We start from the raw sequence: 26124 nt of genomic DNA on the forward strand, positions 1-26124 counted from the left end.
ATTCACCCTTTACGGGACCTTTACCGTCGGCCGTACAACCTTCCACGACTTGCCTTGTCCCTCTGGCGCCGCCCCGACCTGCGGACTTTCAATGGTCGGCACCATGGCTCTGCTGCCCTCGTTCATCCGCCCCGCCCGCCGGATGACCAAACGCCCCGCGCGCCCGGCCCACCGGCCACCGGCCGGGGACGAGGCCGTGCTCGACGCGCCCGACGACCGCCTCTCGCCCGCGCTCGTCGCGGCCGGCCGGGGCGAGTACGCCGTCGCCGCCGGCCTGCTCGCCGAGACCCGGGCGGCGGCCGACTGGGAGCACCGGGACCGGTACGCCCGCCGTCTGGCCGCCTTCGCCCGCTCGCGCCCGGAGTGGTACGAGGAGTGGCGCGCCGCCGCCCCCGGCGACGCCGGCGCGCTGCTGGTCGGGGCCCAGCTGGCGGTGGACCGGGCCTGGCCCTCCCCGGCCCGGGCCGAGCTGCTGCGCGAGGTGAGCCCGCTGATCACCGCCGCCGCCCGCGCCGAAGACCGCGACCCGGTGCCCTGGCGGATCGCGCTCGACCACGCGCGCGGCGCCCGGGCCGGGCACCGCTACTTCGAGGAGCTGTGGGAGGCGGCCGTCCGGCGCGCGCCGCACCACTACGGCTGCCACGTGGCCGCCCTGCGCTATCTGGCCGCCTCCTGGCACGGTTCGCACCGCGAGTGCTTCGACTTCGCCGACCGGGCCGCGCAGGACGCCCCGGCCGACTCGCTGGTCCAGGCGCTGCCCGCCCGCGCGGCCTTCGGCTATCTGACCGACGGCTGCGGCGCGACGGTGCCGCGCGCCCGGCTGGAGGCGGCGGCCGACCGGGCGATGGCGCTGTCCGCGCGCCTGCCGGCGGCCGATCCGGCGCCGGCCGAGGTGCGCAACAAGCTGCTGTACCTCCTGCTGCGGCTGGAGCGCTTCGAGGACGCCCGCGCCGAGCTCCGGCTGATCGGCCCGTACGCCACGTCGTTCCCCTGGGACCGGTTCTCCGAGGACCCGCTCGGCCACTTCCTGCGGCTGCGCGAGCACCTGGAGACGGCGGCTCCGCGGAGCGTCCTGGCCGGGCTGCTGGGGGCGCCGCCGGAGCCCGGTGGCGGCCACGGCGGACACGCCCGCGCCGCGGACCACTAGGCTGGGGCGCCGTGACCACCGTCCGTCTGCCGCTCTTTCCGCTGAACTCGGTGCTGTTCCCGGGTCTCGTGCTGCCGCTGAACGTCTTCGAGGAGCGGTATCGCGCCATGATGCGCGATCTGCTGAAGGCCCCCGAGGAGGAACCGCGCCGGTTCGCCGTCGTCGCCATCCGGGACGGCCACGAGGTCGCGCCGAGCGCCCCGGGCATGCCCGATCCCACCGCACAGCCCGAACGGGGCCCGGCCGCCGGCTTCGGAGCCGACCCGCTGCGGGCCTTCCACGGGGTGGGCTGTGTGGCGGACGCGGCGACGATCCGGGAACGGCCCGACGGCACCTTCGAGGTGCTGGCGACCGGCACGACCCGGGTGCGGCTGCTGTCCGTGGACGCCTCCGGCCCGTATCTGACCGCGGAGCTGGAGGAGCTGGCGGAGGAGTCCGGGGACGAGGCCGGCGCGCTGGCCGAGGACGTCCTGCGGTCCTTCCGCCGCTACCAGAAGCGGCTGGCGGGTGCCCGGGAACGCTCGCTGTCCGGCGGCACGGAGCTGCCGGACGACCCGGGCGTGGTGTCGTACCTGGTGGCCGCGGCCATGGTGCACGACACGCCGACCAAGCAGCGGCTGCTCCAGGCTCCGGACACCGCCTCCCGGCTGCGGGACGAGCTGAGACTCCTGCGCGCGGAGACGTCGATCATCCGCAGCCTGCCGTCGCTGCCCGCGTTCGAGCTGACGCGGACGCCGACGAGCCTGAACTGAGGGGACCGGAAAGAGCGAGCATGGCGAAGAAGCCGAAGAAGCAGCAGTCCGGGGGCACGCCCGCGACGGTGGCCCTGACGGCGGCGGGCGTGGACTTCACCGTCCACGCCTACGACCACGACCCCGCCCACCCCTCCTACGGCGAGGAGGCGGCCGAGGCCATGGGCGTCTCCCCCGACCGGGTCTTCAAGACCCTGGTGGCCGAGGTGGACGGCTCCCTGGTGGTCGGCGTGGTCCCGGTGGCCGGCTCGCTGGACCTGAAGGCCCTGGCGGCGGCGGTGGGCGGCAAGCGGGCGGCGATGGCCGACCCGGCGCTCGCCGAGCGCACCACGGGCTACGTCCGCGGCGGCATCTCCCCGCTCGGCCAGCGCAAGAAGCTCCGCACGGTCCTCGACGACTCGGCCGGGGCCCACCCCACGATCTGCGTCTCGGCGGGCCGCCGGGGCCTGGAGGTCGAACTGGCCCCGAAGGACCTGGCCGAGCTGACGGACGCGGTCCTGGCGCCGATCGGGAAGGGCTGACCGGGGCCGCGCCGCTACGGCGTCTCGGGGTCCCGGGGGCCGAACAGCCCGGTGAGGCCCAGGTGGGCGAGCAGCGCGGCGAGCGGCCAGGCCAGCAGCGCGCCCTTCGCCGACAGCTTCAGCGGCGCCGGGAAGGTCACGCCCTTGCCGACGGCCCGGGCGTGCGCGAGCACGTCCGCGTCGGGGCCGAGCCACATCCCGAGCCGCCAGGCCAGCAGGGACCCGAGCAGGCCCCCGAGTCCGAGCGCGACCACCAGGGGCACCCCGCCGCGCCGGCGCAGCAGGAAGACGACGACCGCGCTGAGCAGACCGAAGCCGAGCCCCAGCAGAGTGAACGTTCCGTCGACCCCGACGGCCTGCTCGCCCTCGCTGTCCTTCAGATAGACGACCCAGTTCTTGTCCAGCACGTCGCCGACCAGCGGCACCCGCGGCGCCAGCCACCACCACAGCAGCCCCAGCAGCACCCCGGCGAGCGCCAGCGCCACCGTGATCACGGCGGCCTCCCGCAGCTCCGTCCGCATCCCGGGACCGTCCTCGTCCCGCCCGTGCCCCGCGGGGGGCGGGGACTGCCGGACCTGGTGCGCGGAGTCGTCGTGCGGCGGAGGAGTCAACGGTGCGGTCACCCTGCCATCGTGCCAGGTCGCGCCGTGCGCCGCGTCACCGGACGGCGGCCCTGCGGTAGGCCCGGGTCGCCACGGCCAGCGAGATGACGCCGACGCCCGCGCACACGCCCAGGTCAACGAGGACCAGCGCCCAGTCGGGGTGGTCCCCGAAGGTGCGCGCGTACGCCTCCACGCCGTAGGTCGAGGGCAGCAGGTCGCGGGCCAGCCGGACCGCCTCGGGCATCCGGTCGGCCGGCAGCACCCCCAGCAGCAGCGCCGCCGACATGCCCAGCTGGCCGAGCAGCGTGGCCAGCTCCGGCCGGGGCGCGAGCAGCCCGCAGGCGGCGCCGAGCCCGGCCAGCGCGGCCCCGGCGAGCGGGACGACCGCCAGCAGGACCCACAGGTTGGCCAGCGGCAGCCCGAACAGCACACAGCCGAAGACGGCGGTGACCAGGGTGCCCGGCACGGTGAAGGAGGCGTAGGCCGCCGCCGCGCCCAGCACCACCGCCGCCGGCGGCACCGGCAGCGTGGCGTAGTGGTCGAGTCCGCCGCTGGCCCGCAGCTGCCCGAAGTACTGCGACAGCAGGTTCAGCGCCACGTAGGCGACGACCAGCACCGACGACCCGGCCACCACGGACTGGGCCTCGCGGCCGGTGTCGACCACCCCGCGCATCATCACGGTGATGCCGACGGACTGGAAGGTCGCCACGAACAGCAGCGGGATCCGTGCCACCCGGGCCCGGGACAGCTGCGCCCGGTAGACGGCCACCAGCGACGGCCACAGCCGCGCACGCGGCCCGAGCTCGGCCGCGTGCGGCGCCGGCTCCGGTACGGCCCGGGGGCCGCCGGGCAGAACCTCGGCGGGTACGACACTCACGACGAGCTGCTCCTCTTCCCTACGGCGGCGGCACAGACCCCGACGCGCTGCGGGGTCCGTTCGCTCACGCCCTCACCAGTCCCTGCCGGGCCGCCCCGCCCAGCTCGAGATAGACGTCCTCCAGGCTGGGCGTGGCGAGCGTGAAGTCGTCCAGGGCGGCGAAGGCGGCCCCGCCGGTCACCGTGGCGACGACGGCGCGGGCCTCCTCGGGCGCGAGCCGCAGCGTCCAGCGCCGGCCGGACTCCGCCGCCCGCTCGCGCAGCACGGCCACCTCGGGCACCTCCAGCGGCGCCCGCTCGCGCCACACCAGCTCCACCCGCACCTCGCCGGCGACCCGCGCCTTGAGCCCGGCGGGGGTGTCGCAGGCGATGACCCGGCCCTGGTCGAGCACGGCGACCCGGTCCAGCACCGTCTCGGCCTCGATGACGTTGTGGGTGACCAGCAGCACGGTCGTGCCGTGCTCGGCCCGCCGCCGGTCCACGGCCGCCCACACCGCGCGCCGGGCCACCGGGTCCATGCCGGTGGTCGGCTCGTCCAGCACGAGCAGCGGGCGCCGGCCCACCAGGGCGGCGGCGAAGCAGGCGAGCCGCCGCTGCCCGCCGGACAGCTTCTTCAGCGCCCGGCCGGCGATCGGGGTCAGCCCCAGCTCCTCCAGCACGGCGTCCCGTTCGGCGCGGGCCCGCCGTACGTCCAGGCCGCGCAGGCGTCCGGTGGTCTCGGCGGCGAGGGAGACGGTCAGCTCGTCCAGGGCGCTGGACTCCTGGCCGAGGTAGGCGAGGATCCGGGCGGCCCGCTCGGGGTGCCGGACGATGTCGTGGCCGAGGATCTCGACGCTGCCCGTGTCCGGCCGCAGCAGCCCGGTGAGCTGCCGGACGAGGGTGGACTTGCCGGCGCCGTTCGGGCCGAGCAGCCCGAACACCTCGCCGCGCCGCACGTCCAGCTCCACCCCGTCGGTGGCCCGCACCTCGGGGGTGCCGGGGGTGCCCCGCCGGCCCCGGACGGCCGGGTAGGTCTTGCCGAGCCCGCGCACGCGTACGACCGCGTCGTACCCGAGTGCCTCTCCCGCGCGCGTCATCACAAGGGACGAGAGTACGGGGTCCGGGCGCTTTACTCGCCTTTGGGGGCGGCTCCGCGGCTTCAGTCGGCGGCGGGCGCGTGCTGTTCGGCCGCCGCCGGGATGTCGAACTCGCGCCAGAACCCCGCCCGAATGGCGTAACGGTCGTGCTCGTCGATCTGGTCGTCCTTGTGCGCGAGCAGCCCGAACCGGGCCGCGTACCGCAGCAGCTCGCCGTCGATCCGGTGCGGGATGCGCGGGTACATCTGCGACAGCCGCTGCAAGTGCCCCTGGTCGCCGAGGCGGGAGATCCAGCGGCGGGCGAAGACCTGTCCCACCTCGTACGGATCGCCGCCGACGGTGGTGATGTCCTCCTCCCGGTCGGCCCACCGCTGTTCGGCGGTGGTGAGCTGGGCCAGGGTGGGCAGGGAGGCGGCCTCGGGGGGCTCGGCGGCCACCCCCGGCCGGTCGACCCAGCCCTTGTCGGAGGACCAGCGCAGGGTCGCGGTCGTCGGGTGCTGCGCGGCCGGGGCGCCGGGTGCGCGCAGCGCGGCCAGGTCCTTGGGGGTGGGCACGCCCTTGGCGGCGGGGACCCGTTCGGGGGCGCCGTTCCGCGTCACCGTGGCGGCCGGGGGGTGCGCGGGCTGTTCGGCGGGCCGTTCGGCCGCCGTGAGCGCGGACTCGGGCAGGGGCGCGGAGAGGATCGCGGCGATCTCGGGGCGGGGCGCGGGCGGCGGGGGGCAGACGCCGGTCAGCTCCTTGGCGCGGACGGCCTGGGTGATCCAGGCGCGGTCCAGCACCCGCCGTTCGTCGGCCTCGGCGACCAGGTCCTCGGACTGGTTGTAGTCGCCGTCGGCGGCCTGCACGGCCCACAGGTGGACGGCGACGCCGTGTTCCTTGGCGGCCATCATGCCGGGCAGCAGATCGCCGTCGCCGGTGACCAGGACGACGTCGGAACAGGCGCGGTTGCGGGCCAGTTCGGTCAGTTCGGCGTGCATGGCGGCGTCCACGCCCTTCTGCGCCCAGCGTCCGTCGCTGCGGGTCAGGGCGCCCAGCCGGACGGTGACCCGGGGCATCACCCGCAGCCGTCGGTGCTCCGGCTGGGGAACCCGGTCGGGGGCGCCGTCGAACCAGTAGATGCGCAGCAGCGGGCGCTCGGTGTCGGACTCCGCGCGGTCGCGCAGCGCCTGGATCAGCGCGGTGTGGTCGACCGTGATCCGGGACCGCGAGGGCTCACCCGCGAGGAGGCTGGCGGCGGCGCCCAGCAGGTACCCGGCGTCCACCAGGACGATGCAGCGGTCCACGCGACTCACCCTCTTCCCGGGAGGCTTTGCTTCGGACTTGCTTCGAGTCTGCCCGACCGCGCGGAGCTTAACGGCCCGAACTCGATCTTCGGCGTGGCGTTTCCGGTTCCGGTCCGTCCACCCGCCCTGTCACAGACGGTAATTATCCGACATGCGACTGTTGTCGGCATATGTGAATCTGGTCCCGGCCCTGGCCCCTAGATTCCCCACAGGAGGCACCACCATGGCCAAGAACAAGAACCGCAAGCAGGCCGGCCCGAAGAACCGCGCGCAGCAGGGCGAGCACCCGCAGCGGCCCCCGGCGGAGGAGCACGAGTCGCCGGTCTCCCACATCCAGGGCGGCCCGGCGGAGGGCGCGCGCAAGAAGCAGAAGAGCTTCGGCCACAACTAAAGGGCAGTTGGAGCCCGGGCACATATGAGGGGCGCACCCGTGACGGGTGCGCCCCTTTTCCGCCGCGGTGGCCGCCGCGTTCCCGGTGCGGGCCTCAGCCGGCCAGGCAGGACGGGCCGAGGAGCACCTTCAGGTCGCCGTACAGGGCCGGGTCGGGCTTGACCCGGTGCCGGTCCAGGCGCAGCACGGTGGTCTTGCGCGGGCCCTGGAGCATGATCCGGACCTCGCTGTCGCCCTTGTGGTGGCTGAGGATCTCGCCGAGGCGGCTGACCATCGGCGGGGTCACCTTGACCGCCGGGATGGTGAGCACCACGGGGGCGTTGGCGCCCACGTTGGACAGGTCCGGGACCATCAGCTCCATGGCGACGAGCCGGGGCACGTCCTCCCGCTTGTCGAGCCGGCCCTTGACGAACACCACGGCGTCCTCGACGAGTTGGGTCGACACGAGCTGGTAGGTGGCGGGGAAGAACATGCACTCGATGGAGCCGGCGAGGTCCTCCACGGTGGCGATGGCCCAGGCGTTGCCCTGCTTGGTCATCTTGCGCTGGAGGCCGGAGATGATGCCGCCGATGGTGACCACCGCGCCGTCGGCGTGCTCGCCGCCGGTGAGCTGGGAGATGCCCGCGTCGGCCTTGTCGGCGAGGACGTGCTCCAGACCGAAGAGGGGGTGGTCGGAGACGTACAGACCGAGCATCTCCCGCTCCTGGGCGAGCAGGTAGGTCTTGTCCCACTCGTCGGTGGAGAACTCCACGTCCAGTCCGAAGCCGGGCTCGCTGCTGGTCTCCTCGCCCATGCCGCCGAAGAGGTCGAACTGGCCCTCGGCCTCCTTGCGCTTGACCGCGACCACGTTGTCGATCATCGGCTCGTACTGCGCCATGAGCCCCTTGCGGGTGTGGCCCATGGAGTCGAAGGCGCCGGCCTTGATCAGCGATTCGGTGGTGCGCTTGTTGCAGACCACCGCCTCGACCTTGTCGAGGTAGTCGGGGAAGGAGGTGTACTTCCCCTTCGCCTTGCGGCACTTGATGATCGACTCGACGACGTTGGTGCCGACGTTGCGGACGGCGGACAGGCCGAAGAGGATCACGTCGTCGCCCTGGGCGGCGAAGTTCGCCTCCGACTCGTTGACGTTCGGCGGGAGCACCCGGATGCCCATGCGGCGGCACTCGTTGAGGTAGACCGCCGACTTGTCCTTGTCGTCCTTGACGGAGGTGAGCAGGGCGGCCATGTACTCGGCGGGGTGGTTCGCCTTCAGGTACGCCGTCCAGTACGACACCAGGCCGTACGCGGCCGAGTGGGCCTTGTTGAAGGCGTAGCCGGCGAACGGGACCAGCACGTCCCACAGCGCCTGGATGGCCTCGTCGCTGTAGCCGTTCTTGCGGGCGCCGGCCTGGAAGATGACGAAGTTCTTCTCCAGCTCCTCCGGCTTCTTCTTGCCCATCACGCGGCGGAGGATGTCGGCCTCGCCGAGCGAGTAGCCGGCGATGATCTGGGCGGCCTTCTGCACCTGCTCCTGGTAGACGATCAGGCCGTAGGTGACGTCCAGGACCTCCTTGAGCGGCTCCTCCAGCTCCGGGTGGATCGGCGTGATCTCCTGCTGCCCGTTCTTGCGCAGCGCGTAGTTCGTGTGCGAGTTCATGCCCATCGGGCCCGGCCGGTACAGGGCCGAGACGGCGGAGATGTCCTCGAAGTTGTCCGGCTTCATCAGCCGGAGCAGGGAGCGCATGGGGCCGCCGTCGAACTGGAAGACGCCGAGGGTGTCGCCGCGCTGGAGCAGTTCGAAGGTCGTGGGGTCGTCCAGCGGCAGGGACAGCAGGTCGATGTCGAGGCCCTTGTTGGCCTTCACCATCTTGACCGCGTCGTCCATGATCGTGAGGTTGCGCAGGCCCAGGAAGTCCATCTTCAGCAGGCCGAGCGACTCGCAGCTCGGGTAGTCCCACTGGGTGATGGTCACGCCGTCGGTGTGCCTCACCCACACCGGGACGTGCTCGGTGATGGTCTCGCTGGACATGATCACGCCGGCGGCGTGCACGCCCATCTGCCGGACCAGGCCCTCCACACCGCGCGCGGTGTCGATGACCTTCTTCACATCCGGCTCGTTCTCGTACATCGCGCGGACCTCGCCGGCCTCGCTGTAGCGGGGGTGCGCGGGGTCGGTGATGCCGGACAGCGGGATGCCCTTGCCGAGGACGTCGGCGGGCATGGCCTTGGTGATGCGGTCGCCCATCGCGTACGGGTAGCCCAGCACGCGCGCGGAGTCCTTGATCGCGTTCTTGGCCTTGATGGTGCCGTAGGTGCCGATCATGGCGACCTTGTCGGCGCCGTACTTCTCGGTCACGTACCGGATCACCTCGACGCGCCGGCGCTCGTCGAAGTCGATGTCGACATCGGGCATCGAGATGCGCTCGGGGTTGAGGAACCGCTCGAAGATCAGGCCGTGCGGGATCGGGTCGAGGTCGGTGATGCCGAGCGCGTAGGCGACGATCGAGCCGGCGGCGGAGCCTCGGCCGGGGCCGACCGCGATGCCCTGCTTCTTGGCCCACATGATGAAGTCGGCGACCACGAGGAAGTAGCCGGGGAAGCCCATCGAGATGATGGTGTCCATCTCGTACTCGGCCTGCTTCTGGCGGTCCTCGGGGATACCGCCCGGGAAGCGGCGCTCCATGCCGCGGCGGACCTCCTCCTTGAACCAGGTGACCTCGGTGTAGCCCTCGGGGATGTCGAACTTGGGCATGAGGTCGCGCTTCTCGAACATGCCGGCGGTGTCCACCATCTCGGCGACGAGGAGCGTGTTGGCGCAGCCCTCCTGCCAGGCGTCCGAGGAGTCGATGGCGTACATCTCGTCCGTGGACTTCAGGTAGTAGCCGGTGCCGTCGAACTTGAAGCGGTCGGGGTCGGAGAGGTTCTTGCCGGTCTGGATGCACAGCAGGGCGTCGTGGGCGCCCGCCTCGTGCGCGTAGGTGTAGTGCGAGTCGTTGGTGACCAGCGGGGGGATGCCGAGCTTCTTGCCGATCTCCAGCAGGCCGTCGCGGACCCGGCGCTCGATCTCGATGCCGTGGTCCATCAGCTCCAGGAAGTACTTGTCCTTGCCGAAGATGTCCTGGTACTCGGCGGCGGCCTTCAGGGCCTCGTCGAAGTGGCCGAGGCGCAGCCGGGTCTGCACCTCGCCGGAGGGGCAGCCGGTGGAGGCGACGATGCCCTCGGACCACTTGGCGATGGTCTCCTTGTCCATCCGGGGCCACTTCTGCAGCCAGCCCTCGGCGTAGGCGTCGGAGGAGAGCCTGAAGAGGTTGTGCAGGCCGGTCCTGTTCACCGCCCACATCGTCTTGTGGGTGTAACCGCCGGAGCCGGAGATGTCGTCCCGCTTCTGGTGCGGCTGGCCCCAGAGGATCTTCCGCTTGTTGCGCCGGGACTCCGGGGCGACATAGGCCTCGATCCCGATGATCGGGGTGATTCCGGCCTTTTTCGCGGAATGGAAGAAGTCGTACGCGCCGTGCAGGTTGCCGTGGTCGGACATGGCGATGTGCGTCATGCCCATCTCATTGCAGGCATTGAACATGTCCTTCAGCCGCGCGGCACCGTCCAGCAGCGAGTACTGGGTGTGGACGTGCAGGTGCGTGAAGGGCGGCTTCGACACGGTTGAGCCTCCGGGGAAACACTGGGCGACGGTCTGGCGGACAGTTCTGGGGTCAGCGTCGAAGTCTATGCCTCGCCGCTGACAGTCGCCGGGCACGTGCGCGTACCGTCGTGCGTTGGAGTCGGCAGAAACGCTGTCGTACGCATGCACCAGGAGGCACCCCGCGATGTCGGTCCCCCAGCTCGACGAGGAGCAGCGCGGCGAGGAGATCCTCGCCGTCTTCGACACCGCTTTCGGCCGGCTCCTGGCCGCCGACCCGGCCGCGTTCCGGGTGAAGTTCCGGAAGATGGCGGCCTCGGCCTTCGCGTTCTACCGGGGCACGGCCTGCCTCTTCTACCACGACCTCGACGCCGACAAGCGCGGCGGTCCGTACCTGGACGAGCGCACCTCGCGGGTGTGGATCCACGGCGACCTGCACGCGGAGAACTTCGGCACGTACATGGATTCGAACGGCCGGCTGGTCTTCAACGTCAACGACTTCGACGAGGCCTACGTCGGCCCGTTCACCTGGGACCTCAAGCGCTTCGCGGCGTCCGTCGCGCTGATCGGGTACGCGAAGGCGCTCGGTGACGCGCAGATCACGGAACTGGTGACCGTCTACGCGCACGCGTACCGCGAGCGGATCCACGCCCTGGCCACGGACGCCAAGCGGGACGAGGTGCCGCCGTTCACGCTGGACACCGCGCAGGGTCCGCTGCTGGACGCGCTGCGTGACGCCCGCGCGATGACCCGGTTCGGGCTGCTGGAGTCGATGACCGAGATCCGCGACTTCGAGCGCCGCTTCGCCCCGGGCGGCGGCTCCATCGAGCTGGACGCCGCCACCCGGTACAAGATCCTGGCGGCCTTCGACGGCTATCTGGAGACCCTGCCGGACTCCTCCCTGGCCCGCCCGGACTCCTACCGGGTCAAGGACGTGGTGGGCCGCCGGGGCATCGGCATCGGCTCGGCGGGGCTGCCGTCGTACAACATCCTCCTGGAGGGCCACAGCGACGCCCTGGAGAACGACGTGGTGATCTACATCAAGCAGGCCCAGACCCCGGCCGTCTCCCGGCACATCACGGATCCGGCCGTCGCCCGGTACTTCCACCACGAGGGCCACCGCACGGTGATCTCCCAGCGCGCCCTGCAGGCGCACGCCGACCCGTGGCTCGGCTGGACCGAGCTGGACGGCGCGGGCCAGCTGGTCGCCGAGGTCTCGCCGTACGCGGTGGACCTGGACTGGGGCGACATCGACGACCCGGAGGAGATCGCGGCCGTCGTCGCCGACCTGGGCCGGGCCACCGCCGCCATGCACGCGGCGGCGGACGACACCTCCGGCGAGTCCCTGGTGCCGTTCTCCACCGAGCGGGCCATCGACGCGGCGATCGCGGCGGACGAGGAGGGCTTCGCGCCCCTGCTGGCGGACTTCGCGCACACCTACGGCGCACGCGCGCGTGCCGACCACCAGATCTTCGTGGACCTGTTCCGCAACGGCCGGATCCCGGGGCTGTGACCACCGGGATTCACAGGCACCCTTTAGGGGTCCCTTACCCACGGACGTGACACACTCTCCTTTCGCTATGGACATATCCGGGACCCAGCTCAGAGCCGTGCGCGCGGCGCTGTTCACGGCCTTCGTCGTGACGCTCGGCACCGCGTCGCACGTGCTGCTGTCCCGTGCCCCGCTGCCGCCGGCGACCGTGGGCGCGGTCGCCGCCGGGGTGTTCGCCGCGGCGTACGGGCTGGCGGGGCGCGAGCGCGGCTTCGGCCGGATCGCGGCCCTGCTGATCCCGCTGGAGCTGGCCGCCGACACGGTGTTCACCACCGGCCAGCACGCCTGCTACGGCCGGGCGGGCGGCCCGGTCGCCGGCCCGCTGCGCGCGGTCGGCCTGGACGTGCTCTGCGAGGGCCCGGTGGGCTCCCCGCTGGCCCGGATGGCCGGCGGATCCGACCGCGCGGGAGAGCTGTTCGCGCACGCCGGTCCGGGCGCCGCCTGGCTGCTGCTGGCCGCGCACGTCGGCGTGGGCCTGCTCGCCGCGGCCTGGCTGCGCCGGGGCGAGCGGGCGCTGACCCAGCTGGTGCGGGCGGTCGCCGCCACCACCTTCCGGCCGCTGCTGCTGGCGGTGACCGCGGTCGCCGTGCGGCCGCTGCCCGCCCGCCGGCCGCCCCGTCCGGCCCCGCGCCGGGCCGCCGCCCGCGATCTGCTCCTCGTGCACTCCCTGGGACGGCGGGGACCGCCGTTCCCCCGCTCCGCCCGCTCCGCCCTCGCCTGAGCCACGGCTCCCGCGCGGCGGACGGCACCGAGCACGTCAGTCCCCCCATCCATCGCGCGCACGGAAGGTGCGCGCCCCCAGGGAGATCACCACCATGAGCAAGCGGAACAGCCAGGCGGCGAAGATGGCGGCCCGGGAGCGGCTGCGCCAGGAGCGCGAGCGGCAGGCCAAGCGCGACAAGGTCAGGCGGCAGCTGATCGTGGCCGGCTCGGTCGTCGCCGTGCTGGCCGCGGCCGGCGGCATCGGCTACGCCGTCGTCCAGGCCAACAAGCCCGCCTACTGGGAGTCCGCCAAGGACGCCAAGCTGGTCAAGCCGGCGAACACCTCGGGCAAGGACGGCACGACGGTCCTCCTCGGCAAGAGCACCGCCAAGAAGACGCTGGTGATGTACGAGGACCCGCGCTGCCCGGTCTGCGCCACCTTCGAGCAGACGGTCGGCCCGACCGTCAAGAAGGGCCTGGACGCCGGCAGGTACCGGATCCAGTTCGTCGGCGCCACCTTCCTCGACAAGGGCCTGACCGGCGAGGGCTCGAAGAACGCGCTGAGCGCGCTGGGCGCGGCGCTGAACGTCAGCCCCGAGGCGTTCCTGGAGTACAAGACCGCGCTGTACTCCAAGAAGTGGCACCCCCAGGAGAACGACGACAAGTTCAAGGACGACTCCTACCTGATCGAGGTCGCCGACACGGTCCCCGCCCTGAAGGGCAACGCGGCGTTCCGGAAGGACGTCAGGGACGGCACCTTCGACCGGTGGGCGCTGGAGGAGTCCAAGGTCTTCGACAAGGACGGCATCGAGGGCACCCCGACCCTGAAGATGGACGGCAAGGCCCTGACGGGCGCCGACGGCAAGAACGCGCCGATGACCGTCGAGGAGTTCGACACCGCGCTGGAGGCGGCCCTCAAGGGCTGACGACGACACGCCGAACCGCGGGCGAACTTTTGCGAGTTCGCCCGCCCGGGCGCATACCGATCAGTAACCTGATCGGTCGTGACCAGTCGATACAGATCAGCCGGGGCCGCTCAGGACCCCGGCCCGCTTTCGCCCCGCCGCCGTACGGTCGTCAAGGCCGCGGCGGCGACCGCCGTGCTGGCCGGCCCGCTGGCCGCCGCCCTGCCGGCCCGCGCCGCCGCCGGCGCCCCCGCCTTCCTGCACGGCGTCGCCTCCGGCGACCCGCTGCCCGACGGAGTGCTGCTGTGGACCCGGGTGACCCCGGTCCCGGAGGCGATACCCGGTTCCGGGCTCGGCCCGGACACCGAGGTCGCCTGGGTCGTCGCCCGCGACAAGGCCCTGACGGACATCGTCGCCAAGGGCTCCGTCACCGCCACGGCCGCCTCCGACCACACCGTCAAGGCCGACGTCCGGGGCCTCGCCCCGGCCACGGACTACTGGTTCCGCTTCTCTTCCGGCGGCACCGACTCCCCGGTGGCGCGCACCCGCACCGCGCCGGCGGCGGACGCGGACGTCTCCTCCCTGCGCTTCGGCGTGGTCTCCTGCGCCAACTGGGAGGCCGGGTACTTCTCCGCCTACCGCCACCTGGCCGCGCGCGGCGACCTGGACGCCTGGCTGCACCTGGGCGACTACATCTACGAGTACCGGTCCGGCGAGTACGGCGCCCGGGGCGAGGTGGTCCGCCCGCACGCGCCGGCGAACGAGATCCTCACCCTCGCCGACTACCGCATCCGGCACGCGAAGTACAAGACCGACCCCGACCTCCAGGCCCTGCACCTGAAGGCGCCCGTCATCGCGATCTGGGACGACCACGAGTTCGCCGACAACGCCTGGCCGGGCGGCGCGGTCAACCACACCGAGGGCGCCGAGGGCACCTGGGCGGCCCGTCAGGCCGCCGCCAAGCAGGCCTACTTCGAGTGGATGCCGGTCCGCCCGGCCCTCGCCGGCACCACCTACCGGCGGCTGCGCTTCGGCAGGCTCGCCGATCTGTCCCTGCTCGACCTGCGCTCCTTCCGCTCCCAGCAGGCGTCCACGGCCAGCGGCTCGGTGGACGATCCGGACCGCACGCTCACCGGCCGCGCCCAGCTCGACTGGCTCAAGGCCGGCCTGAAGGCCTCCGACACCAAGTGGCGGCTGGTCGGCAACTCGGTGATGATCTCGCCGTTCGCCGTCGGCTCGCTCTCCGCCGACCTCCTGAAACCGCTCGCCAAGCTGCTCGGCCTGCCGCAGGAGGGCATCGCCCTGAACACCGACCAGTGGGACGGCTACACCGACGACCGCCGCGAGCTCCTGGCCCACCTGCGCGCGAACGCCATCGACAACACCGTGTTCCTGACCGGTGACATCCACATGGCGTGGGCCAACGACGTGCCGGTGGACGCGGGCACCTATCCGCTGTCGCCGTCGGCGGCCACCGAGTTCGTGGTGACGTCGGTGACCTCCGACAACCTGGACGACATCGTCAAGGTGCCGGAGGGCACGGTCTCCGCGGTCGCCGCCCCGCTCATCAAGGCCGCCAACCGGCACGTCCACTGGGTGGACACGGACCGGCACGGCTACGGCGTGCTGGACATCACCGCCGAGCGGGCGCAGATGGACTACTACGTCGTGTCCGACCGTACCGACCCAGGCGCCGGCGCCGGCTGGGCGCGCTCCTACCGCACCCGCAGCGGCACGCGGAAGGTGGAGCGGACCTACGACCCGGTGTGATCCCTCACCCGAGCGTTTCGAGGAAACCGAGCGCCACCCGCCAGGTGGCCTCGGCGGCCTCCGCGTCGTAGTCGGGCAGCCCGGGGTCGGTGTAGAGGTGACCGGCCCCGGCGTACCGGTAGACCTCGACGTCGGCGCCGGTGCGGCCCATCTGCAGGTACCAGGCGCTCAGCCAGTCGTCCGGCTCGAACGGGTCGGGCTCGGCCACGTGCAGCTGCACCGGCAGCCCGTCCACCCGCGCGTTGGGCGCGATGTCCGACGTGCCGTGCAGGAGCAGCAGGCCGCGCGCCTTGTCGTCGCCGAGGGCGAGGGTCTGGGCGACGGAGGCGCCGAGCGAGAACCCGGCGTAGACCAGCCCGCGGTCGGAGTAGGGCGCCGCCGCCAGCACGGCCCGCTTCAGCAGCTCCTCCTTGCCGATCCCCTCGTTGAACCTCATGCCGTCCTCGGCGTCCTCGAACGTGTGCCCCTCGAAGAGGTCCGGCGTCCACACCTCGTGGCCCGCCGCGCGCAGCCGGTCCGCGGCCTCGCGCACCGCGGGCCTGAGGCCGTAGGTCGAGTGAAAGAGCATGATGTTCATGAGGCCATGGTGCCAGCCGGGTCCGGCGCGGCCGCGGCACGGGGCTACCCACGCGCGCCCCGAAGACACATGTTCATGACCTGCCGGGACCGGTTACGTTCGGAGGCATGGAGACGATACTCCGCCCCGTGATCGTTGTCGGCGGTGCCGTGGTGCTGACCCTGCTGGTCGGCTGGGCCACGGACCTGCTGCTGCGCAAGGCCGACGGAAGCCGTGGCGACACCCCGCTGTGGAACCTGCTGCGGCGCGGCCGCGTGCCCTACCAGCTGGTGCTGTGCGCGGCCGTGCTCAGAGGCACCTACGACGAGGCCGAACTGCTCCAGGAGCACCGGGTGGGCGTCGGCCGGACGCTGACCCTGGTGCTGATCGGGGCGGCGGCCTGGCTGGTGATCCGGATCGCGGCGGCCATAGTCGAGTCCACGTACACCCGTTACGCGCGCGCCCACCACGATCCGGCCCGGGTCCGCCGGGTGCGCACCCAGGTGACACTGATCATGCGGGTGGTGTCGGCGATCGTCGGGGTGGTCGCCGTGGCGGCGATGCTGCTGACGTTCCCGGCGATGCGCGCGGCCGGCGCGTCCCTGCTGGCCTCCGCCGGTGTCCTCGGCATCGTGGCCGGTGTCGCCGCCCAGTCGACGCTGTCGAACATGTTCGCCGGGCTGCAGATCGCCTTCGGCGACATGGTCCGGATCGGCGACACGGTGGTGGTGGACGGCGAGTGGGGCACGGTCGAGGAGATCACCCTGACCTTCCTGACGGTCCGCACCTGGGACGAGCGCCGGATCACCATGCCGGTGTCGTACTTCACCTCCAGGCCGTTCGAGAACTGGTCCCGGGGCACCCCGCAGATGACCGGGATCGTCTACTGGCACCTGGACCACAGCGCGCCGATGGAGGCGATGCGCGAGAAGCTGCGGGACATCCTGCGCGCGTGCCCGGCCTGGGACGGCCGCGCCTACGGCCTGCAGATGACGGACAGCACGCCCAGCACCGTCCAGGTGCGGGCCCTGGTGACGGCGAAGGACGCGGACGACATCTGGACGGTCCGGGTCGCGGTCCGCGAGCAGATGATCACCTGGCTGGCCGCGGAACACCCCTACGCCCTGCCCCGGGTGAACACCGCCGACGCGTTCGTCCCGCCGTACCAGGCGCCCTCCCCCGAGGGCACCTCCTTCCGCAGGGCCTACGAGTTCCCCCGCGCGGGCCGCGGCTGAGCGGACGTCAGCGCAGGCTGCGTACGTCGAGATGGCGCAGCACCCGGTCCACGATCTCCGGGTCCGCGCCGGGCTCGCTCCGCGCGGCCAGCACCTCGTGCCGCGCGGCGCTCAGCATCTCGTTCTGGATGCGCCGCACCCGCTTGATCCGCTTGACCCGCTGGAGCTGTGCCTCGCGCCGCTCCTCCTCCCCCATGTCCGGGCTGATCCGGATGCCGATCTCGAAGGCGCGCCGCAGCATCTGCTCGGACAGCTCCTCGGGCAGCTCCTCCACCTGCTCGATCTCCCGCAGCCGGCGCTTGGCCGCCTTGGCGGCCCGCACCGCCAGCTCCTTCTCGAACTCCTTCTCCCGCGCGGAGTCGGCCCGCACCCCGAGCCGCCGCACCAGCCAGGGCAGGGTCAGCCCCTGCGCCACCAGTGTGACGACGATCACACCGAAGGCGATGAAGACGATCTCGTCCCGGTCGGGGAAGGGGGTGCCCTCGCCGGTCCGCAGCGGCACGGCCAGCGCCAGTGCCACCGAGGCCACCCCGCGCATCCCGGACCACCACATCACGACGGTCTCCCGCCAGCTCGTCGGGATCTCCTCGTCGTAGTCCCGGCGGGCGTGCAGCCGTTTGGTCAGCCAGGACGCCGGGAGCAGCCACAGCAGCCGTACGACGACCACCACGCCCGCGACGGCCGCCGCCCAGCCGAGCATCTGGCCCCAGCGGCCCTGGGCGGTGTGGATGGCGTTGTGCAGTTCCAGCCCGATGAGCCCGAAGGCGACGCCGGTGACGAGGGTGTCGATGATGTCCCAGAAGGTGTGTCCCGCGAGCCGGGTCATCACGTCGTCGGCGCCGGTGGCGTACTCGGCGAGGAAGAGGGCCGTGGTGAGCACGGCGAGCACCCCGGAGCCGTGCAGCCGCTCGGCGAGCACGTAGGAGGCGTACGGCACCAGCAGGGTCATGCCGATCTGCAGTGTCGGATCGCCCAGCAGGTCCATCAGCTTGTTCGCGCCCCAGCCCAGCGCCAGACCCACGGCCACCGCGACGACGGCGGACAGCACCAGGTCCAGCCCGGCCTGCCAGGGCGAGAAGGTGCCGCTGACGGCGGCGGCGATCGCGACGTGGTACAGGACGATGGCCGTGACGTCGTTGAACAGCCCCTCGCCCTCCAGGATCGACACCAGCCGGCGCGGCAGCCCCAGCTGTCCGGCGACGCTGGTCGCGGCGACCGGGTCGGGCGGGGCGATGAGGGCGCCGAGCGCGACGGCGGCGGCGAACGGCAGTCCGGGCACGATCTGGTGGGCGACGAACGCCACGCACACCGTCGTGACGAAGACGAGGGCGACCGCCAGCAGGAAGATGGGGCGGACGTTGGCCGCGAACTGCCGCCAGGAGGTGCGGCGGACGGCGGCGTACAGCAGCGGCGGCAGCAGCGCCGGCAGGATCAGTTCCGGCGGGATGTCGACGTTGGGCACGAAGTCGGCCACCGCCAGGACCCCGCCGAACAGGGTCATCAGGACGGGTGCCGGCACTCCCAGCCGGTCTCCGACCGGGACGCTCACCAGGGCCCCGAGCAGCAGTACGAACAACAGAGCCAGCTGGTCCACGGACGGCGCTCCGGGGGTTGACGATCACACGGCCGGTTCCAGTCTGCCACCGCGACCTGCGGATACCGCACGACCTCCCGATCGGCCGTCGTCCCGCGGGTGCCCGGTCGCGGCCCGGGCCGGCCCAGGGCGGCCGTGTTCTACAGGGACCGGCGCATCGCCCGGTGGGGTATGCCGGCGTCGGGGAACTCCGGGCCGTAGGCGGTGTAGCCCAGGCGCGCGTAGAAACCCAGGGCCTGGGTCTGCGCGTGCAGGTCGACCGCCGCGAGGCCCCGCGCGCGTGCCGCCTCCTCGATGGCGCGCACCAGGGCGGCGCCGACGCCGAGCCCGCGCGCCGCCCGGCTGACGGCGAGCCGGCCGAGCGAGCCGACCGACGTGTCCCCGCCGGTCTTGGCCGCCGCCGCGTCGCCGTGCAGCAGCCGCCCGGTGCCCAGCGGCAGCCCGTCCTCGCGGACCGCCAGCACGTGCACGGCCACCGCGTCCCAGGCGTCGTACTCGATGTCCTCCGGGACGCCCTGTTCGGCCACGAAGACCTCCTTGCGGACCGCGAAGCAGGCCTCGCGGTCGGCGGTGTCCTCGGCGACCCGGACGGTGTACCGCGGGCTCACGCCCATGTCTCCTCCCGGACCTGGTCGAGGGCCGTTTGGAGGTCCTCGGGGTAGTCGCACGCGAACTCCACCCAGCGGCCGTCGCCGGGGTGCTCGAAGCCGAGGCGGACGGCGTGCAGCCACTGGCGGGTCAGGCGGAGCCGCTTGGCGAGGGTCGGGTCGGCGCCGTAGGTGAGGTCGCCGACGCACGGGTGGCGGTGGGCGGCCATGTGGACGCGGATCTGGTGGGTGCGGCCCGTCTCCAGCTTCACGTCCAGCAGGGAGGCGGCGCGGAAGGCCTCGATGAGGTCGTAGTGGGTCACGGAGGGCTTGCCCTCGGCCGTGACCGCCCACTTGTAGTCGTGGTTCGGGTGGCGGCCGATGGGGGCGTCGATGGTGCCGCTCGTCGGGTCCGGGTGGCCCTGGACCAGCGTGTGGTACCGCTTGTCCACCGTGCGCTCCTTGAACTGGCGCTTGAGCGAGGTGTACGCGTACTCGGACTTGGCGACCACCATCAGGCCCGAGGTGCCGACGTCCAGGCGGTGCACGATGCCCTGGCGCTCGGCGGCGCCGGAGGTGGAGATCCGGTACCCGGCGGCGGCGAGGCCGCCGATGACGGTGGGGCCGGACCAGCCCGGCGACGGGTGCGCGGCCACGCCGACCGGCTTGACGATCACGACCACGTCGTCGTCGTCGTGCACGATCTCCATGCCCTCGACCGGCTCGGCGACCACCTGGACCGGCGCGGGCGCCTGCGGCATCTCGACCTCCATCCAGGCGCCGCCGTGCACCCGCTCGGACTTGCCGACCACCGCGCCGTCGACCTGGACCTTGCCGGCCGCGGCCAGCTCCGCCGCCTTCGTGCGGGAGAAGCCGAACATGCGGGAGATGGCGGCGTCGACGCGCTCGCCCTCCAGGCCGTCGGGCACGGGCAGGGTACGGATCTCGGGAATCGTGCTCACCCGTCGAGTATGCCGGACGGGCCGCGGCACACCGAACGAGCCTGTGGAAAACCCTAAGGCCCCGGCCCCGGCCCCGGCCCCGGCCTCAGTCCTTGTGGACGGTGCCGTCCGGGTCCAGGCCGTAGAAGGACAGCACCACGATCAGGATGCCGCCGCACACGATGGCCGAGTCGGCGAGGTTGAACACCGCGAACCCCTTGGGCGCGATGAAGTCCACCACCGCGCCCTCGAAGACGCCGGGCGCCCGGAAGACCCGGTCGGTGAGGTTGCCGAGCGCGCCGCCGAGCAGCAGGCCGAGGGCGACCGCCCAGGGGAAGCTGTGCAGCTTGCGCGCCAGCCGGATGATCACCACGATCACGATCGCGGCGATCAGCGAGAAGATCACCGTGAAGGCCGCGCCGAAGCTGAAGGCGGCGCCGGGGTTGCGGATGACGTGCAGTTCCAGCAGGTCGCCGACGACCCGGATGGGCGCGCGGCCCTCCAGCCGGGCGACGACGAGCATCTTGCTGATCAGGTCGAGGGCGTACGCGAAGGCGGCCACCGCGAACAGCACGGCGATCCGGCGCGCGCGGCCGGCCTTGCGCGCCTCCCGGGCCTGTCGCTGGTCCGCACCGGCCTCCCCGGAGGCACCGGCGGCCGCGGAGCCGGCGGGTGCTCCGCCCGGCTCCGTCTGCCGGTGGTCGTCGTCCGGGGTGTCCGGCGTACCGATGATGCGCTCCGCCTCTGCCACGTGAGTCCCTCAACCTAGGTGCCTGACTGGGCACGAGAGTACGGCACGGCGGGGCGCCCTCAGGAGCGGCGTTCCTGCTTCTGTTTGCACTCCACGCACAGCGTCGCCCTGGGGAACGCCTGCATCCGGGCCTTGCCGATGGGATTGCCGCAGTTCTCGCACAGACCGTAGGTGCCCGCGTCCAGCCGCTCCAGGGCGCGCTCGGTCTGGGTGAGCATCTCGCGCGCGTTGGCGGCCAGCGCCAATTCGTGCTCGCGCGTGATGTTCTTGGTGCCGGTGTCGGCCTGGTCGTCGCCGGCGCCGTCCCCGGAATCCCGCATCAGGCCGGCCAGGGACGCCTCGGAGGAGCTGATCTCCCGCCGCAGCCGCTCCAGCTCGGACTGGAGCTCCGCGCGCGCCTCGCCGGCCTCCTCCGGGCTCCAGGGATCCTCACCGGGGCGCACGGCCAGTTCGCCGGGCTCCGCGGCGCCTGCCCGCGCCTTGGGAACGGCGGTCTGCTCCGCCGTGGCCGTGCCAGGAGTGTTCTTCGCAACCACCGTCGTGGCTCCCGTCTGCTCCGCGGCCCGCGCCGCGCCCGCTTTCTTGGCCGTGCTCGTGTGTGCCGCCTCCGGCGCCGCGGCCTGCCCGGGGGCGGCGGTCTTCCCGGGGGCGGCGGTCTTCTCGGCGACGGTCTTGCCGACGGCCGTCCCCACGCCGACCGCGTCCTTCGTGGCCCCCTTCCTCCCGGCCGCCTTCTTCGCGGCCGCCGCCTTCCCGCCGGCCGCCGTCCTGCCGGTGATCGCCGTCCTGTCGGCGACCGCCGCCTTCTTGCCGGCTGCCGCCTTCTTCCCTGCCGCCGCCTTCTTCGCGCCGGCCGTCTTCTTGGCGGCCGCCTTCTTCTTGGCGGCCGTCTCCGTGGCGGCGGCCGTCTCGTCCGGGGCCGTGCCGGTCGCGGCGGCCGTCTCGTCCGGGGCCGTCTTCCCGGCGGCGGGACGGGCGCCGGTGTTCCCGGTCGCCGGCTGCTGTACGGCGGTCTTCTTCGCCACCATGGCCGCGACCCCTTACATATGGTGATCTTTCCGGTGAATCGTGCTGGGACGATAAATCGACTTGAGTCCCGCGGCAACGGGGCACACCGCCCGATTCGCCCGCCCGCACCCCCGGAGCCACGGGCCTGCATCCGTTGTGCCCAGCTCCCCGCCGGGTAATCCGCGGCGCCCGGCCGGCCCGGCCCCGGCCGCGCGCCCCTCGCCATTCGGGTCACCCGGCCCGGTCGCCGGCCGTCCGCCCCCGCCCCGGGGAAAACCGGTCCGCCGCTGTCCGCGCGGCGCCGTACACTGGGCGGAGCGAGAAGCGTGGATGGGGACGAGTAGCGGCGTACGCAGCCCAGAGCGACCCGGGGACGGTGTGAGCCCGGGGGCGAGCGCGACGTGAAGATCACCCCGGAGCCGCCGGAAGAAAGCCGCAGCCCGAGGGCGACGGCGAGTAGAACCGGCTTCGCGCCCCAATGAGGGGGCTCACCGGCGCGTACGGCGTGCCGGGGGGCCAAGGAGGGTGGTACCGCGGGAGCGCGCCGCACACGGCGTACAGGGAAACGAAGGCTCTCGTCCCTCCGACGGAAGGCAGCAAGTCCGTTGGAGGATGCTCGCAGATGACAGCGCCGACGTACCGCCAGGTGCCCGCACAGGTCGACCTGCCCGCTCTTGAGCACGCCGTGCTCGACTTCTGGCGCGAGCAGAAGATCTTCGCCAAGACCCTGGACCAGTCCGAGGGCCGCCCGGAATGGGTGTTCTACGAGGGCCCGCCCACCGCCAACGGCATGCCCGGCGCCCACCACATCGAGGCGCGCGTCTTCAAGGACGTCTTCCCCCGCTTCCGCACCATGCGCGGCTACCACGTGGCACGCAAGGCCGGCTGGGACTGCCACGGCCTGCCCGTGGAGCTGGCCGTCGAGAAGGAGCTGGGCTTCTCCGGCAAGCAGGACATCGAGGCGTACGGCATCGCCGAGTTCAACGCCAAGTGCCGCGAGTCGGTGACCCGGCACACCGACGCCTTCGCCGAGCTGACCACCCGCATGGGCTACTGGGTCGACCTGGACGACGCCTACCGCACGATGGACCCCGAGTACGTGGAGTCCGTGTGGTGGTCGCTGAAGGAGATCTTCGGCAAGGGCCTGCTGGTCCAGGACCACCGCGTCGCCCCCTGGTGCCCGCGCTGCGGCACCGGCCTGTCCGACCACGAGCTGGCGCAGGGCTACGAGACGGTCGTCGACCCGTCCGTGTACGTCCGCTTCCCGCTCACCTCCGGTCCGCTCGCCGGCCAGGCCGCGCTCCTGGTGTGGACGACGACCCCGTGGACGCTGGTGTCCAACACGGCGGTCGCCGCGCACCCCGAGGTCACCTACGTCGTCGCGACCGACGGCGAGGAGAAGCTGGTCGTCGCCGAGCCGCTGCTCGCCAAGGCCCTCGGCGAGGGCTGGGAGAGCACGGGCCAGACCTTCACCGGCGCCGAGATGGAGCGCTGGACGTACCAGCGCCCGTTCGAGCTGGTCGAGTTCCCCGAGCCGGCGCACTTCGTGGTGAACGCCGACTACGTCACCACCGAGGACGGCACCGGTCTGGTCCACCAGTCCCCCGCCTTCGGCGAGGACGACCTCCGCACCTGCCGCGCCTACGGCCTGCCGCTGGTGAACCCCGTCCGCCAGGACGGCACCTTCGCCGAGGACGTCCCGCTGGTCGGCGGCGTCTTCTTCAAGAAGGCGGACGAAAAGCTCACCGAGGACCTGTCGCAGCGCGGCCTCCTCTTCCGGCACCTGCCCTACGAACACAGCTACCCGCACTGCTGGCGCTGCCACACCGCGCTGCTCTACTACGCGCAGCCCTCCTGGTACATCCGCACGACGGCGGTCAAGGACCGGCTCATCCAGGAGAACGAGAAGACCAACTGGTTCCCGGAGACGGTCAAGCACGGCCGCTACGGCGACTGGCTGAACAACAACATCGACTGGGCGCTGTCCCGCAACCGCTACTGGGGCACCCCGCTGCCGATCTGGCGCTGCGAGGACGACCACCTCACCTGCGTCGGCTCCCGCGCGGAGCTGAGCGAGCTGTCCGGCGCCGACCACTCCGGCCTCGACCCGCACCGGCCGTACATCGACGACGTCACCTTCGCCTGCCCGCACGAGGGCTGCGGAAAGACCGCCACGCGCGTGCCCGAGGTCATCGACGCCTGGTACGACTCGGGTTCGATGCCGTTCGCGCAGTGGGGCTACCCGTACAAGAACAAGGAACTGTTCGAGAGCCGGTACCCGGCGCAGTTCATCTCCGAGGCCATCGACCAGACCCGCGGCTGGTTCTACACGCTGATGGCCGTCGGCACGCTCGTCTTCGACAAGTCGTCGTACGAGAACGTCGTCTGCCTCGGCCACATCCTGGCCGAGGACGGCCGCAAGATGTCCAAGCACCTGGGCAACATCCTGCAGCCGATCCCGCTGATGGACCAGCACGGCGCGGACGCGGTGCGCTGGTTCATGGCGGCCGGCGGCTCCCCGTGGGCCGCGCGCCGGGTCGGCCACGGCACCATCCAGGAGGTCGTCCGCAAGACGCTGCTGACCTACTGGAACACGGTCGCCTTCCAGGCCCTGTACGCGCGTACGTCCGACTGGGCGCCGTCCGCGGCGGACCCGGCGCCGGCCGAGCGCCCGCTGCTGGACCGCTGGCTGCTGTCCGAACTGCACGCGCTGACCGACCAGGTGACCCAGGCGCTGGAGGCGTACGACACCCAGCGCGCCGGCAAGCTGCTGTCCGCGTTCGTCGACGACCTGTCCAACTGGTACGTCCGCCGTTCGCGCCGCCGGTTCTGGCAGGGCGACAAGGCCGCGCTGCGCACGCTGCACGAGGTGCTGGAGACGGTCACCAAGCTGATGGCGCCGATCACCCCGTTCATCACCGAGCGGGTCTGGCAGGACCTGGTCGTCCCGGTCACGCCGGGCGCGCCGGAGTCCGTGCACCTGGCCGCCTGGCCCGAGGCCGACCTCTCGGCGATCGACCCGGAGCTGTCCCGGCAGATGGTGCTGGTCCGCCGGCTGGTGGAGCTGGGCCGTGCCACGCGTGCGGAGTCGGGCGTCAAGACCCGTCAGCCGCTGTCCCGCGCGCTGATCGCGGCGACCGGCTTCGAGTCCCTGGACCGCGAGCTGCACACGCAGATCACCGAGGAGCTGAACGTCTCGTCCCTGGCGTCGCTGTCCGAGGTCGGCGGCAGCCTGGTCGACACGACCGCCAAGGCTAACTTCCGGGCGCTCGGCAAGCGGTTCGGCAAGCGGGTGCAGGACGTGGCGAAGGCCATCGCGGGTGCCGACGCCGCCGCGCTGTCCCTCGCCCTGCGCGAGGGCACGGCGTCCGTGGAGGTCGACGGTGAGACCGTCACCCTCGCCCCGGACGAGGTGATCGTCACGGAGACCCCGCGCGAGGGCTGGTCGGTGGCCTCCGACTCCGGTGCCACGGTGGCGCTGGACCTGGAGATCACCGAGGAGCTGCGGCAGGCGGGCCTGGCCCGGGACGCGATCCGGCTGATCCAGGAGGCCCGCAAGAACAGCGGCCTGGACGTCGCCGACCGGATCGCGCTGCGCTGGACCTCCACGGACCCGGCGGTCGTCGCGGCCCTGTCCGAGCACTCCGGACTGATCGCCGACGAGGTCCTCGCGACCGACTTCGCCCAGGGCGAGGCCGACGGCGGCTACGGCGAGCCCTTCACCGACGAGGGCCTGTCCCTCACGTTCCGCCTGCGCAAGGCGTAACGGCCGGACACCCGGAAGGCCCGGCTCCCCGTGCGGGGGCCGGGCCTTCCGCGTCACCGAACAGCGACCGGGTGCGCCGGGGCGGGCCGGATTCGAACCGGCGTCCTCCTAGATGCCATCGAGGCGCGACGACCCCCTGCGCTACGCACCCCGGCACGCGGGGAAGGCTACCCGAAAACGATCACCGCGGCCCAACGGCTTCCGGGAGCGCGGTCCGTCGGACGCGCGCACCGCGCGCCGGTCACCCGCCGCCGTACGCCCGCGCATCCCCGCGGCACACCATCCCCGAAAGGACTCCGCACGCCCGGCGCACGGAATCACCGCCGCGCGCAGGCGCGGTCCCTGGACCGCGGCCCAAGCCGGCGCGAGGGGGCGCGGGACCCCGAGCACCACCCCCGTTGGAAAAGTGGGGGGGGGGGGGGGGGGCTGTGGGGGGCTGATCCTGCCGCCGACCGGGGGCGGCGCGCTGCCGCACGGGCACGCCGGCCCCGGCCTG

At 72.5% G+C, this 26124-nt stretch carries 21 protein-coding genes; 10 read left to right on the forward strand and 11 right to left on the reverse strand.

Annotated elements, in window-relative coordinates:
* Positions 1-103: 103 nt before the first annotated feature.
* Genes ACZ63H_RS17820 through ybaK form a run of 3 tightly spaced genes read left to right on the forward strand, consistent with a single transcriptional unit; the run spans position 104 to position 2420 of the window.
* Complete coding sequence (locus ACZ63H_RS17820) at positions 104-1147, forward strand: hypothetical protein (RefSeq protein WP_469865980.1); 1044 nt, start codon at positions 104-106, stop codon at positions 1145-1147.
* An 11-nt stretch (positions 1148-1158) separates the two neighbouring features.
* The gene (locus ACZ63H_RS17825; RefSeq protein WP_469865982.1) at positions 1159-1899 is read left to right on the forward strand and encodes an LON peptidase substrate-binding domain-containing protein; all 741 of its coding nucleotides are present in this window, start codon (positions 1159-1161) and stop codon (positions 1897-1899) included.
* Between the two features lie 20 nt (positions 1900-1919).
* A complete protein-coding gene (gene ybaK, locus ACZ63H_RS17830; protein WP_469865984.1) occupies positions 1920-2420 on the forward strand; it encodes a Cys-tRNA(Pro) deacylase in 501 nt (166 codons plus the stop codon).
* Between the two features lie 14 nt (positions 2421-2434).
* Here ybaK and ACZ63H_RS17835 read toward each other — a convergent pair whose 3' ends face one another.
* The 4 genes from ACZ63H_RS17835 to ACZ63H_RS17850 form a co-directional block, all read right to left on the reverse strand.
* Positions 2435-3043: an AAA family ATPase gene (locus ACZ63H_RS17835; RefSeq protein ID WP_469865986.1), complete on the reverse strand. Its 609-nt coding sequence runs from the start codon at positions 3041-3043 to the stop codon at positions 2435-2437.
* A gap of 34 nt (positions 3044-3077) precedes the next feature.
* Positions 3078-3899 (reverse strand): ABC transporter permease, encoded by an 822-nt coding sequence (locus tag ACZ63H_RS17840; protein WP_469865988.1) that lies wholly within the window; start codon positions 3897-3899, stop codon positions 3078-3080.
* A gap of 64 nt (positions 3900-3963) precedes the next feature.
* Positions 3964-4974 (reverse strand): ABC transporter ATP-binding protein, encoded by a 1011-nt coding sequence (locus ACZ63H_RS17845; protein ID WP_467934618.1) that lies wholly within the window; start codon positions 4972-4974, stop codon positions 3964-3966.
* Positions 4975-5036: 62 nt separating this feature from the next.
* Positions 5037-6257 (reverse strand): NYN domain-containing protein, encoded by a 1221-nt coding sequence (locus ACZ63H_RS17850; protein ID WP_469865990.1) that lies wholly within the window; start codon positions 6255-6257, stop codon positions 5037-5039.
* 223 nt (positions 6258-6480) lie between these two features.
* On the opposite strand from ACZ63H_RS17850, the gene ACZ63H_RS17855 reads away from it, so the two are divergent.
* A complete protein-coding gene (locus ACZ63H_RS17855) occupies positions 6481-6648 on the forward strand; it encodes a hypothetical protein (protein WP_467934620.1) in 168 nt (55 codons plus the stop codon).
* Between the two features lie 94 nt (positions 6649-6742).
* Here the strand turns inward: ACZ63H_RS17855 and dnaE are convergent, their stop codons facing one another.
* A complete protein-coding gene (dnaE, locus tag ACZ63H_RS17860) occupies positions 6743-10282 on the reverse strand; it encodes a DNA polymerase III subunit alpha (RefSeq protein WP_469865993.1) in 3540 nt (1179 codons plus the stop codon).
* 166 nt (positions 10283-10448) lie between these two features.
* Here dnaE and ACZ63H_RS17865 point away from each other — a divergent pair, with 166 nt between their 5' ends.
* From ACZ63H_RS17865 to ACZ63H_RS17880, 4 genes are all read left to right on the forward strand, one after another.
* Positions 10449-11774 (forward strand): DUF2252 domain-containing protein, encoded by a 1326-nt coding sequence (locus tag ACZ63H_RS17865; protein ID WP_469865995.1) that lies wholly within the window; start codon positions 10449-10451, stop codon positions 11772-11774.
* Positions 11775-11841: 67 nt separating this feature from the next.
* Positions 11842-12534 (forward strand): hypothetical protein, encoded by a 693-nt coding sequence (locus ACZ63H_RS17870; RefSeq protein ID WP_469865997.1) that lies wholly within the window; start codon positions 11842-11844, stop codon positions 12532-12534.
* Between the two features lie 94 nt (positions 12535-12628).
* Positions 12629-13441 carry a thioredoxin domain-containing protein gene (locus ACZ63H_RS17875; RefSeq protein WP_469865999.1) on the forward strand — a complete coding sequence of 271 codons (813 nt, stop codon included), beginning with the start codon at positions 12629-12631 and terminating at the stop codon, positions 13439-13441.
* 78 nt (positions 13442-13519) lie between these two features.
* Positions 13520-15190, forward strand: a complete 1671-nt coding sequence (locus tag ACZ63H_RS17880; RefSeq protein ID WP_469866000.1) for an alkaline phosphatase D family protein — start codon at positions 13520-13522, stop codon at positions 15188-15190.
* Positions 15191-15194: 4 nt separating this feature from the next.
* Here ACZ63H_RS17880 and ACZ63H_RS17885 read toward each other — a convergent pair whose 3' ends face one another.
* A complete protein-coding gene (locus ACZ63H_RS17885; protein ID WP_469866002.1) occupies positions 15195-15767 on the reverse strand; it encodes a dienelactone hydrolase family protein in 573 nt (190 codons plus the stop codon).
* Between the two features lie 107 nt (positions 15768-15874).
* Between ACZ63H_RS17885 and ACZ63H_RS17890 the strand changes: the two genes are divergently transcribed.
* Entirely contained in the window at positions 15875-16981 is a 1107-nt protein-coding gene (locus ACZ63H_RS17890) for a mechanosensitive ion channel family protein (protein WP_469866004.1), read from the forward strand.
* A gap of 7 nt (positions 16982-16988) precedes the next feature.
* On the opposite strand, the gene ACZ63H_RS17895 is transcribed toward ACZ63H_RS17890, so the two are convergent.
* The 5 genes from ACZ63H_RS17895 to ACZ63H_RS17915 form a co-directional block, all read right to left on the reverse strand.
* Positions 16989-18575: a Na+/H+ antiporter gene (locus ACZ63H_RS17895; RefSeq protein ID WP_469866006.1), complete on the reverse strand. Its 1587-nt coding sequence runs from the start codon at positions 18573-18575 to the stop codon at positions 16989-16991.
* A 140-nt stretch (positions 18576-18715) separates the two neighbouring features.
* The gene (locus ACZ63H_RS17900) at positions 18716-19189 is read right to left on the reverse strand and encodes a GNAT family N-acetyltransferase (RefSeq protein WP_469866008.1); all 474 of its coding nucleotides are present in this window, start codon (positions 19187-19189) and stop codon (positions 18716-18718) included.
* Positions 19180-20124: an RluA family pseudouridine synthase gene (locus ACZ63H_RS17905; protein ID WP_469866010.1), complete on the reverse strand. Its 945-nt coding sequence runs from the start codon at positions 20122-20124 to the stop codon at positions 19180-19182. The genes ACZ63H_RS17900 and ACZ63H_RS17905 overlap by 10 nt, the downstream gene beginning before the upstream one ends.
* An 85-nt stretch (positions 20125-20209) precedes the next feature.
* The gene (lspA, locus tag ACZ63H_RS17910; RefSeq protein ID WP_469866012.1) at positions 20210-20854 is read right to left on the reverse strand and encodes a signal peptidase II; all 645 of its coding nucleotides are present in this window, start codon (positions 20852-20854) and stop codon (positions 20210-20212) included.
* A gap of 59 nt (positions 20855-20913) precedes the next feature.
* Positions 20914-21882 carry a TraR/DksA family transcriptional regulator gene (locus ACZ63H_RS17915; RefSeq protein ID WP_469866014.1) on the reverse strand — a complete coding sequence of 323 codons (969 nt, stop codon included), beginning with the start codon at positions 21880-21882 and terminating at the stop codon, positions 20914-20916.
* 602 nt (positions 21883-22484) lie between these two features.
* Between ACZ63H_RS17915 and ileS the strand changes: the two genes are divergently transcribed.
* A complete protein-coding gene (gene ileS / locus ACZ63H_RS17920; protein WP_469866016.1) occupies positions 22485-25628 on the forward strand; it encodes an isoleucine--tRNA ligase in 3144 nt (1047 codons plus the stop codon).
* Positions 25629-26124 lie beyond the last annotated feature (496 nt).

The organism is Streptomyces sp. NPDC104831, from assembly GCF_055583025.1.